13 protein-coding genes are annotated in these 10,053 nt (G+C 73.0%); 5 read left to right on the top strand and 8 right to left on the bottom strand.

What is annotated here, in order from left to right:
* The 3 genes from GUI43_RS32470 to GUI43_RS32460 all read right to left on the bottom strand — a co-directional run.
* Positions 1-801 (bottom strand): hypothetical protein (locus tag GUI43_RS32470; RefSeq protein WP_112700617.1); only part of this gene is annotated, 801 nt, incomplete at its 3' end.
* A gap of 6 nt (positions 802-807) precedes the next feature.
* Positions 808-1,068, bottom strand: a complete 261-nt coding sequence (locus GUI43_RS32465) for a hypothetical protein (RefSeq protein WP_030332749.1) — start codon at positions 1,066-1,068, stop codon at positions 808-810.
* Positions 1,069-1,220: 152 nt separating this feature from the next.
* Entirely contained in the window at positions 1,221-1,613 is a 393-nt protein-coding gene (locus GUI43_RS32460; RefSeq protein ID WP_091408422.1) for a PIN domain-containing protein, read from the bottom strand.
* Positions 1,614-1,753: 140 nt separating this feature from the next.
* On the opposite strand from GUI43_RS32460, the gene GUI43_RS32455 reads away from it, so the two are divergent.
* The 3 genes from GUI43_RS32455 to GUI43_RS32445 are packed head-to-tail and all read left to right on the top strand — an operon-like array spanning position 1,754 to position 4,871.
* Positions 1,754-4,312: an ATP-dependent Clp protease ATP-binding subunit gene (locus tag GUI43_RS32455; RefSeq protein ID WP_112587430.1), complete on the top strand. Its 2,559-nt coding sequence runs from the start codon at positions 1,754-1,756 to the stop codon at positions 4,310-4,312.
* Entirely contained in the window at positions 4,309-4,521 is a 213-nt protein-coding gene (locus GUI43_RS32450; protein WP_112587428.1) for a hypothetical protein, read from the top strand. Before GUI43_RS32455 ends, GUI43_RS32450 begins: the two co-directional genes overlap by 4 nt.
* Complete coding sequence (locus GUI43_RS32445; protein WP_112700615.1) at positions 4,521-4,871, top strand: DUF3140 domain-containing protein; 351 nt, start codon at positions 4,521-4,523, stop codon at positions 4,869-4,871. The genes GUI43_RS32450 and GUI43_RS32445 overlap by 1 nt, the downstream gene beginning before the upstream one ends.
* A 53-nt stretch (positions 4,872-4,924) precedes the next feature.
* Here the strand turns inward: GUI43_RS32445 and GUI43_RS32440 are convergent, their stop codons facing one another.
* The 3 genes from GUI43_RS32440 to GUI43_RS32430 all read right to left on the bottom strand — a co-directional run bounded on the left by GUI43_RS32440 (position 4,925) and on the right by GUI43_RS32430 (position 6,905).
* Positions 4,925-5,170: a hypothetical protein gene (locus tag GUI43_RS32440; RefSeq protein ID WP_053655798.1), complete on the bottom strand. Its 246-nt coding sequence runs from the start codon at positions 5,168-5,170 to the stop codon at positions 4,925-4,927.
* 60 nt (positions 5,171-5,230) lie between these two features.
* Positions 5,231-6,211 (bottom strand): LysR family transcriptional regulator, encoded by a 981-nt coding sequence (locus GUI43_RS32435; RefSeq protein WP_112700613.1) that lies wholly within the window; start codon positions 6,209-6,211, stop codon positions 5,231-5,233.
* 82 nt (positions 6,212-6,293) lie between these two features.
* Entirely contained in the window at positions 6,294-6,905 is a 612-nt protein-coding gene (locus GUI43_RS32430; protein ID WP_112587424.1) for a hemerythrin domain-containing protein, read from the bottom strand.
* Positions 6,906-7,053: 148 nt separating this feature from the next.
* Between GUI43_RS32430 and GUI43_RS32425 the strand changes: the two genes are divergently transcribed.
* Together GUI43_RS32425 and GUI43_RS32420 are read left to right on the top strand one after the other, a co-directional pair.
* Positions 7,054-8,382 carry a M20/M25/M40 family metallo-hydrolase gene (locus GUI43_RS32425; RefSeq protein WP_091408443.1) on the top strand — a complete coding sequence of 443 codons (1,329 nt, stop codon included), beginning with the start codon at positions 7,054-7,056 and terminating at the stop codon, positions 8,380-8,382.
* A gap of 58 nt (positions 8,383-8,440) precedes the next feature.
* Positions 8,441-9,103, top strand: a complete 663-nt coding sequence (locus GUI43_RS32420) for a hypothetical protein (RefSeq protein WP_091408864.1) — start codon at positions 8,441-8,443, stop codon at positions 9,101-9,103.
* A 51-nt stretch (positions 9,104-9,154) separates the two neighbouring features.
* On the opposite strand, the gene GUI43_RS32415 is transcribed toward GUI43_RS32420, so the two are convergent.
* Together GUI43_RS32415 and GUI43_RS32410 are read right to left on the bottom strand one after the other, a co-directional pair.
* Entirely contained in the window at positions 9,155-9,346 is a 192-nt protein-coding gene (locus GUI43_RS32415) for a DUF5703 family protein (protein WP_013734349.1), read from the bottom strand.
* A gap of 223 nt (positions 9,347-9,569) precedes the next feature.
* A complete protein-coding gene (locus tag GUI43_RS32410; protein ID WP_112700611.1) occupies positions 9,570-9,941 on the bottom strand; it encodes an SseB family protein in 372 nt (123 codons plus the stop codon).
* Positions 9,942-10,053 lie beyond the last annotated feature (112 nt).

Genomic DNA, 10,053 nt, shown 5'->3' with positions numbered 1-10,053 from the left:
CAGCCCGGTCGCCACCCCGGCGGTGACCGCGGAGTCGGCGGCGTGCGGCGGCTCCCCGGAGGCGCGCGGCGGCGGCATCCGGCACAACCGGGTCAGCAGCGTCTCCAGCACCGGCGGCGGCAACCCGGGCAGCAGGTCGCGGACGCGTCCGTCCAACTCGCCGCGCAGCCGCCCGAGGTCGGTGGCGCGCGGCGGGTGCCCGAGCAGCTCACCGGCCAGCTCGCGCAGCAGCGGCGGTGCCAGCGCCGCCAGGCCCAGCCCCACGTCGGCCGGGGCTCGGCGCAACTCCTTGCGGAGCCGGTCCCGGTCGCCGGAGCGGACACCACCCACCACTCGGCGCAGCAACTCCTGGGAGTCGTCCACCCGCTCGTCGGGTTCGTCGTCGGTGCCCTCGCGCCCGCCGGTCAGCTCGGCCACCCGCACCGACCACCAGCGGCGCATTCGCACCTGCTCGGCCGGCTCCGGCGCGACCGTGGCGGGCCCGGACGCCGGTGGCGTGTCGTGGCGGGGAGCGCGTTGCTCGGGGCGGGGTGCCGGGGCGCCGTCCGCGCCGAGCCCGATCGCCGTCAGGTAGGCCGACAGCTGTTCCTGGGCCACCCGCAGCGCGTAGCCGGCGCTCTCGGCGTGCTCGGTGGCGGCGGACAGCTCGGGCACCCCCATCGGGTTGGCCGACTCCTGTCGTACCCAGCGCAGCCGCTCCGCGGCCAGGCCGAACTTCTCCAGCGCCTGCCCGAGCAGGGCCACCGGGAACTCCTCGGTGGCGGCACGGACCTGCCCGCCGACATCCTCGATGATGGACATGGCGGCCTACAGGGTGGAGACGTAGAGCTGCGCCTGCTCCACCGCGACAAGTGTCGCGGCGAGACACTCCTCCAGCTCCTGGCTGGCCTGGGTCAGCGACGCCTGGGCCGCCTCCACCGTCTCGTGCCCGCTGCCCTCCAGCGCCCCGGCCAGGGTCTGCTGTGCCTCGGAGAGCTTCTCGCCGGCCGCCTGCACGGCTGTCTGCCCGTCTCCGATCTGTTGGAGGGCGACATCGATGGCAGCCTTCAGCTCGGCGACGCTCGCCACGGCGGAACCTCCTGGGGGCGGGGAGATCTCCATTAGAGCCTATCGGCGGTTCCGAAAGAACATCCGCCCTGTCGGTGTTCCTGCCCGCCTGTCCGGAAGGCCCTCGGAAGTGCCGGGAGTCCGATCTGTGGGAGTCCCAGTGCGAGAATTTCTCAGTTGCTGGTCGGGTTCTCTCGGAGCCAGCGCGGGCCGTACACCTCGGCACCCAGCGCTGTCACCCGCCCGCGCAACTCCCGGTCGGCGGTGACCACCAGCCGCCGACGTCGCGGCGCGCCCTCCACCAGCTCGACCACAGTGTCGTCGCCGGAGCCGGCGGCGGAGACCACCCGGACGCCCTCGGTGCCCGGCACGTCCCGCGCGGCACCCTCGACCACCAGGACCACCTCCACCGGGGCGGTCAGCCGGGCCGGCAACCCGATGGTCGCCACCGGGGCGAGCGAGTCGCGCAACCGGGCAGCGGCCCCGGCACGGTCACGCCACCACCCGTTCGGGCGCGAGCCCACCACGTTGGCGCCATCCACGATCAGCAGCGGGGTCTCATCCATCCCGTCAGCCTGCCACCATCGGCCGGCCCTGACCCGACGCCACTCCCGGAACGCCGGTCCTCCGCCACCTGCGGCGTTTGTCGGGGCGCGCGCCGGGTAGCCCCTGCCGACCGTGCCGAGCCCTACTGCGGAGGACAGACATGATGGGACCCGGTGACATCGGCTCCGACCCGTGGGACGAATTCCTGGCCAGGTACTTCGGCCGGGGCGAGGGAGGGCGCCGACCGCCGCACCGGGTCGACATCACCCGACTGATGACGGCCGACGCTCGGGAGATGCTGGCCGACGCGGCCCGGCGGGCCGCGCAACGGCAGAGCAGCGACCTGGACACCGACCACCTGCTCTGGGCGGCGCTGCAACGCGAACCGCTGCGTGACCTGGTACGCCGGGCCGGGGCTGACCCGGACACCCTGCTCAACGCCCTCGGTGGAAAGGGCGACGGCGCGCCGCGCGGGGAGGTGCCGCCGAACCTGTCGTTGACCCCCGCCGCCAAGCGGGCGCTGCTCGACGCCCATCAGTTGTCCCGGGCGATGGGCGCCAACTACATCGGCCCCGAGCACATCCTGATGGCGCTGCCGCTCAACCCGGAGTCGCCAGCCGGGCGGATGCTGGCCGCCGGCCGGATCCAACCGGAGTCGTTGCAGGCCGCCAATGCCGAGCGCGGGCCGATGAACGGCCCGAAGCCGGACCGCGGCACCCCCACCCTGGACCAGTACGGCCAGGACCTCACCGACCTGGCCCGCAACGACCAGATCGACCCGGTGATCGGGCGGGCCGACGAGATCGAGCAGGCCGTGGAGATCCTGTCCCGGCGGACCAAGAACAACCCGGTGCTGATCGGCGAGGCCGGCGTGGGCAAGACCGCCATCGTCGAGGGGCTGGCCGAACGGATCTGCGACGGCGACGTACCGCAGACCCTGCTCGGCAAGCGGGTCGTCCAGCTCGACCTGGCCGGTCTGGTCGCCGGCACCCGTTACCGCGGCGACTTCGAGGAACGGCTGAAGAAGGTGATCGACGAGATCCGGGCGCACCGGGACGAGCTGATCATCTTCATGGACGAGATCCACACCCTGGTCGGGGCCGGTGGCGCCGGCAGCGAGGGCGGAATGGACGCGTCAAACATGCTCAAGCCCGCCCTCGCCCGCGGCGAGCTGCGGGTGATCGGCGCGACGACGCTGGACGAGTACCGCAAGAGCATCGAGAAGGACGCCGCGCTGGCCCGGCGCTTCCAGCCGGTGCTGGTGCCCGAGCCCAGCGTCGACGACACCATCGCCATCCTGCGCGGGCTGCGCGACCGGTACGAGGCCCACCACCAGGTGCGCTTCACCGACGAGGCGCTGGTCGCCGCCGCCGAGCTGTCCGACCGGTACGTCACCGACCGCTTCCTGCCGGACAAGGCGATCGACCTCATCGACCAGGCCGGCGCCCGGGTGCGGCTGCGCACCCGCACCCCCGCGTCCGACGTGCGGGAGCTGGAGCAGGAACTCGACGATGTACGCCGGGACAAGGAACAGGCCGTCACCGACGAGCAGTACGAGCGGGCCTCCGCGCTGCGCGACCGGATCGCCGAGTTGGAGGAGGACATTCGACGGGCGAACGGCGAGGACGGTTCGTCCGGCTCCCAGGTGCCCGAGGTGGGCCCGCAGGAGATCGCCGAGGTGGTCTCCCGGGCCACCGGCATCCCGGTCAGCCAGCTCACCGAGGAGGAACGCGACCGGCTGCTGCGCCTGGAGGGCCACCTGCACCAGAAGGTGGTCGGTCAGGACGACGCGGTCACCGCGGTCGCCGAGGCGGTGCGCCGCTCCCGGGCCGGGCTGGCCGACCCGGAGCGGCCGATGGGCAGCTTCCTGTTCCTCGGCCCGACCGGCGTCGGCAAGACCGAGTTGGCGCGGGCCCTGGCCGAGGCGTTGTTCGGCGAGGCGGACCGGATGGTCCGGGTGGACATGAGCGAGTTCCAGGAGCGGCACACGGTCAGCCGGCTGGTCGGCGCTCCGCCCGGATACGTCGGCTACGAGGAGGCCGGTCAGCTCACCGAGGCGGTGCGGCGCCGTCCGTACGCGGTGGTGCTGCTCGACGAGATCGAGAAAGCCCACCCGGACGTGTTCAACATCCTGCTCCAGGTGCTCGACGACGGGCGGCTCACCGACAGTCAGGGTCGCACTGTGAACTTCAAGAACACGGTCCTGATCATGACGAGCAACCTCGGTTCCGAGCTGATCACCGGCGCCCAGCGCTCGGTCGGCTTCGGCACCGGGGACGTGGGCAGCGAGCAGGAGAGCAACGAGCTGCGGGAGCGGCTCATGCGCCGCCTGCAGGAGAACTTCCGCCCGGAGTTCCTCAACCGCATCGACGAGGTCATCATCTTCCGCCGGCTGGAGGCCGAGCAGCTGCGCGACATCACCGCGCTGCTGCTGGAGGAGACCCGCCGCCGGATGCACGCCCAGGACCTCCAGGTGGAGTTCACCACCGCCGGCATCGACTGGCTCGCCGAGCACGGCTACCAGCCGGAGTTCGGTGCCCGCCCGCTGCGCCGGGTGATCCAGCGGGAGGTGGACAACCACCTGTCCCGGATGCTGCTGGAGTCGGCGATCTCGCCGGGGCAGAAGGTCACTGTGGACGTCCGCGACGGCGCACTCACCTTCGACGTGACCGCGGGCGAGCGGGGGTACACCGCCGCCACGACCACACACCCGCGATGAGCGGGCCGGCGCGAAGGGACGAACACGAGGACCCGCACCAGCCCGCGGAGTCCGCGAAACCCCGGGATGAGGACGACCATCCCGACCCGATCCTGGCGCCGCCCACCGCGAACCCCCGCCGGACGCGGGTGCCCGCGGAGGGCCTGCATCCGAAGACCGACCAGGACGACCCGGAGACGTCCGGGCCGCCGCCCGGAGAGGAGACCTGATGGTACGCGAAGCGCGGCTCGACCCCGAGGTGGAAGTGCTCTGGGAGGACTTCCACGCCGAGGTCAACGTCCCGTCGGAGCAGCTGCGAACGTGGCTGCTGACCCGGGGTTCGGGAGAGGAGTCGTTCAGCCCGAACCCGAACCTCGACCTGCCCCAGCCCGGCCGGGAGATCCTCAAGGTGCTCACCAAGCGCAAGGTGGACCTCACCCCGGAGGACATCGAGGTGATGCGGGAGGCGGTCGAGCGGATCCGCGAGCTGATGGACGCCAAGCCGTCGCGCGGCAACGCCGACGACAGCTGGCGGCACTCCCTGCTGGACCTGGGTCACGACCCGCTCGTCGAACGCTGAGCGACCGCACGACGGTGCCGTCCCGGGCAGGGACGGCACCGTTCGGCGTCCTGCTACTGGCCCTTGTCGGATTCCAGGCTTGCGATGGTCAGGCCCGCCGCGTCGGCGGCGGCGTCCCGGTCACCGCGGGTCTGGTCCTCTCGGGTGAGCAGGTTGGCGTACTCGGTCACGTCGGCCGGGTCGGGCACCGCCGGTAGGCGGCGCAGGAAAGCCTCCACCTCGCGGGTGGCGGCGGTGTGCGCGGCAGCCGCCTGGCGCAGCAGTTCGCGGTCGTCGGCGGGCGGGTAGAGGTCGGTCATGTCCGCCAGATACCCGGCCCACGGCGGTTCGCACCGCCAGCGGCCGGGAATACCGGCCGCTCAGCCCGGCCGTACCCCGGTGGGATGCCGGACGCCGAACCCCGGGTTGCGGGGCAGCCAGGCCAGGTACGCCGGGTGCGGCGCCAACGAGTCGACGTAGGCCGCCTTGGCCGTCTCCAGCACCAGCGCCGCACCCTGGGCGGCGTGGGAGTCCGGATGCCAGCCGAGCAGCAGCCGCCAGCGCAGCGGCGTCCCGGCGAGTTGACGGGTGACCAGGCCGCTCACGGGGCGGAACGTCGCCTGGCACAGGGCCACCGCCACGCCGGCTTCCACCAGGTCGACGCAGCCGCGGATGTCGGTCTCGTACACCTTGCGGGGGGTGAAGCCGGCACGGGCGCAGGCGGCGGCGAAGCAGTCGGCGAAGCAGCCGTCACCCGGCGCGGCGACCCACTGCTCGTGGCACAGGTCGGCCAGGCGGACCTCGTCCTGCGCCGCGAGGGGATGGGTCTCCGGCAGCAGCACCAGCACCGGGTCGACGGCGACCTCCTGCCAGCTCAACCCGAACCCGGCCGACGGACTGGCGTCGCCGCACACGCCGGCCAGCGCGAAGTCCAGCCGACCGCCGGCCACCAACTGCGCCAGCTCGTCCACCGACCAGGACGCGTACGTGGTGATCTGGGCGGGCGGCTGCTCGGCCGCCAACCGGTGCACCAGCCGACCCAGGATCGGGCTGTTCACCCCACCGAACCGGTAGCACGGCGGTGTGTCGCCAGCCCCGGCCAACCGGGCGGCCTCGTCCTGCAGCCCCTTCATCGCCGGCAGCAGCACCCGGGCGCGGGCCAGCACCAGCTCACCGAGCGCGGTGGGTCGAGCCCCGCGCCGGTCCCGGTCGAACAGCGGGCCGCCCAGCGTCCGTTCGATGCGTTGGAGCTGGGCCGTGAGCGCCGGCTGGGCCAGGCCGAGAGCCGAGGCCGCCTTCGTCACACTTCCCGTCTCCGCTATCGCGCAGACCACCCGCAGGTGACGCAGCTCCAGGTTCATATTGTGACGGTAGGACTACGTGTCTGCTGGCGGAATAGCCCGAGCGGATCGGTGATAATGAATGCATGCCGGCGGGCACCGGTCACCGGTCGCGCGGTGGCTCCGGCAGGTCCGCCAGGTACGTCGGCCGGCGGGTCACGGCGTCGAGGACCTTGTCCACCACCCCGACCGCCGGCTCCACGATCCGGTTCCATGGAGGGGTGGCCGGCGTGCCCGGGTGCGGCCGGGTCGGCGCGGCCTCCTCGGCGATCTCCAACCGGTTGCCCAGCCGGATCAGCTCCTCCTCGGTCGCGACCGCGCGCAGCTCGGTGACCAGCGCGCCCACCCCGTCGACATGCCGGCGGACCCGCTCGGCGATCTCGGTCAGCGCCTCGTCCGTCAGCCCTTTCAGGGCGCTCAGCAGGGCCGCGTCGGCGTTGATCTCCGCGTCCACCCGCTCGGTGGCCGCCGGCAGCACCGCGCGGACCGCCGGCAGCAGGTACTGCTCCTCGGCGGACAGGTGCCGCGACAGCGCGGCGGTGAGCACCGCCAACCCCTCCTGCGGCGTGGTGTCCGGGCCGGAGAGCTGGTCCAGCAGCGCCAGCAGTTGCCGGTGCTCCCGGTCGACGATGTCGGCGATGCTGCGACCGGCGGGTCGGTAACCCTCATCGGGTGCGGGCGCGGGCGGCAGCGGCGGCAGGGGAACAGCGGACATGGTGCCCTCCTCGACTGGCGGGCGGAAGCTCCGGCAGGGACGTACGGTCGTGGGCGGCGGTACCCGAACGCGACCAACGCGAAACCGGCCCGTCGATGCGCCCACCCGCGCCGGCCTGTCGAGCGGCCCGGGCTGGTATGAAGAGGCGATGACGAGCGATGCCGCCTCCGCCCTGCCCGACCCCACCGCAGAGGTCGTGGACCTCTGCCGCGACCTGCTGCGCATCGACACCACCAACACCGGTGACAACGACACCAGCGTCGGCGAGCGCCGCGCGGCCGAGTACGTGGCGGAGAAGCTCGCCGAGGTGGGCGTGGAGTCCGTCCTGCACGAGTCCGCGCCGGGTCGGGCGAACGTGGTGGCCCGCATCCCGGGCACCGACCCGAGCCGCGGCGCGCTGCTGGTGCACGGCCACCTGGACGTGGTGCCCGCCGACGCCGACGAGTGGTCGGTGGGCCCGTTCTCCGGCGAGCTGCGCGACGGCTACCTCTGGGGCCGGGGCGCCATCGACATGAAGGACTTCGACGCGATGGTGCTCGCCGTGGTGCGGCACTGGCAGCGCACCGGCGTACGACCCCCGCGCGACATCGTGCTCGCGTACACGGCCGACGAGGAGGCGGGCAGCGACTACGGCGCGCGTTTCCTGGTGGACAACCACCGGGGCCTCTTCGACGGCTGCACCGAGGCCATCGGTGAGGTCGGCGGCTTCTCCTACTCGGTCAACGACAACCAGCGGCTCTACCTCATCGAGACCGCCGAGAAGGGCATCGACTGGCTGCGGCTGCACGCCAAGGGCCGCCCCGGGCACGGCTCGATGATGCACGACGACAACGCCGTCACCGCGCTCGCCGAGGCCGTCGCCCGGATCGGCCGGCACCGCTTCCCGGTGGTGGTCACCGACACCGTGCGGGCCTTCCTGACCGAGGTCTCCGACCTGCTCGGCATCGAGTTGGACCCGGACGACCCGGAGACGGCCATCGCGAAGCTCGGCCCCATCGCCAACATCATCGGCGCGACCATCCGCAACACCGCCAACCCGACCCGGTTGAGTGCCGGCTACAAGGACAACGTCATCCCCGGCCGGGCCACCGCCACCATCGACTGCCGCAGCCTGCCCGGCCAGTCCGAGCTGCTGGAGCGGCAGCTGCGCGAGCTGGTCGGCCCGGACATCGCGATCGAGTACGTCCAGCGGCAGCCGGCGCTGGAGACCACCTTCGACGGTGACCTCGTCGAGGCCATGTCGGCGGCCCTGCGCGCGGAGGACCCGGGAGCGCGGCCCGTCCCGTACATGCTCTCCGGGGGCACCGACGCCAAGGCGTTCTCGCAGCTCGGCATCCGCTGCTTCGGGTTCGCCCCGCTGCGGCTGCCCGCCGACCTGAACTTCTCGGCGTTGTTCCACGGCATCGACGAGCGCGTTCCGGTGGACGGACTACAGTTCGGCGTGCGGGTTCTCGACCGGTTCCTCCGCACCTGCTAGTCGTGTCCGGCGGTGGCCGCCGGCGCGCAACCTCCCCATCGTGAAGGGACTGCCCCACATGACCGACCAGCATGGTGAGCTGGACGCCGCTCTCGAGCGGGTGATCGAAGCGGCCCGCCACCACCTGGCCGCCGTACGCGCCGCGCAGGGCCGCGTCGACGACGACGACGTCTGGCAGGCGTACGTGGCGTTGAACAACGCCTCCTTCGCGTACGACGAGCGACTGCTCGACGCCTTCGGCGAGGTGACGCCGTGGGATGTCGACTCGATCGACCCGGACGAGGCCGACGAACGTTTCGGCGGCGGCGAGGGTGCCGAGGCCAGCGACCCGCACCCCCGGGTGATCTCGGTGCGTCAGCGTCGTGACTACCGGGTGCCGAGCGTCGCCGCGCTGCTGCGGGTGGCCGAGGCGGCCCGCCGCGAGGGCACCCCGGAGGACGACGAGCCGGCGCCGGTGGAGGGCGTCGGCGAGGCGGTGCTGGAGCTGCTGCAGAGCGGTGACGGCTCGCTCGGCGCGTTGGACGTCCCCGAGTTGGAGCCGCTCGACGGGGTGGTCATGGTCAGCGAGGTGGGCACCCCGGTCGACCTGGAGTCGTTCGACGACGACGACGCCGTCGGCCCGTTCCAGCCGGCTGCCGACGACCGGCTGGTCGGTCGGCTCGACGAGCACCCGTTCCTGGAGCTCGACGACGACCACGACCACGCCGGGCACCAGCACTAGGCCAGGTGCCGCCCGGGGCCGACTCCGGCCTCGGGCGGCACCGCCCGGTCGTCAGTACGACAGACCCGGCTGCGGCTGGTTGACGCGCCGACGACGCAGCACCACCTGCCGCGTGCCGTCCCGGTACAGCCGCACCCGGGCCAACTCCCATCCGGAGAACTCCGCCTGGATCGCCAACTGCGCCGCGGCGGTCAACCGGTCGACGTTCGGCGGCAGCCGCAGTGGCGCGTACTCGTAGTCCATGCCCTCCATGCTGCCCAGCCCAGCGGCCGTTCGCCACCCCCTCCGGAGTGACCAACGACGCCACCGCGGGCGGTTCGTGCCGCCCCGTCCCTCCGAGCCACCCCGCGTCCCCGTCGCGCCGATCTTGCAGTTCCTGTCGCCGAGATGAGTGGCAAGCTCCCTGTGCCGCGACAGCAACTGCAAGATCGCGGGAGAGGGGGCGTCGTCGCGGCTGGACAGGGCGTCAGGCTGTGGAGACGTTCGCCGTCAGCAGGGCGGCGAGGGCCGGGGCGGCCAGGGCGACCGCTCGGGGGCTGCCCGGGTCGACCGCCAGCCCCCAGGACGGGTCCGGCCAGTCCTCGAACAGTTCGGCGCAGGGCAGCGCGACGAACGGCACTCCGTCCCCTGCGAACGCGGCGAGCGCCCCCGGCGAGGTGAAGACCGGCAGCAGCGGCGCGCCGGTCGTGTCGCCGACCACCGTCCACGGGAAGTCGACGTCCGGCGTCGGTTCTCCGGCGAGGGGGACGCACACCGTGGCGCCGGCCAGCGCTCCGAGGTAGCCGGGCAGGTCGCGTCGGTCGACGGCTGCGGCGAGCTGCGCCACCACCGCCGGCACCGCGTCCTCGGCAGGCGCTGGTCCAGGTCGCGCAGCCGGCGCCGCCGGTCCGGGCCGAGCGGCCGGAACCGCTGGTCCAGGTCGCGCAGCCGGCGCCGCCGGTCCAGCCCGG

The sequence above is a fragment of the Micromonospora noduli genome, assembly GCF_003264365.1.
GTDB lineage: Bacteria > Actinomycetota > Actinomycetes > Mycobacteriales > Micromonosporaceae > Micromonospora > Micromonospora noduli.
Note: the sequence above shows the minus strand (reverse complement) of the source record. Positions and strands in the feature narration are given on the sequence as shown.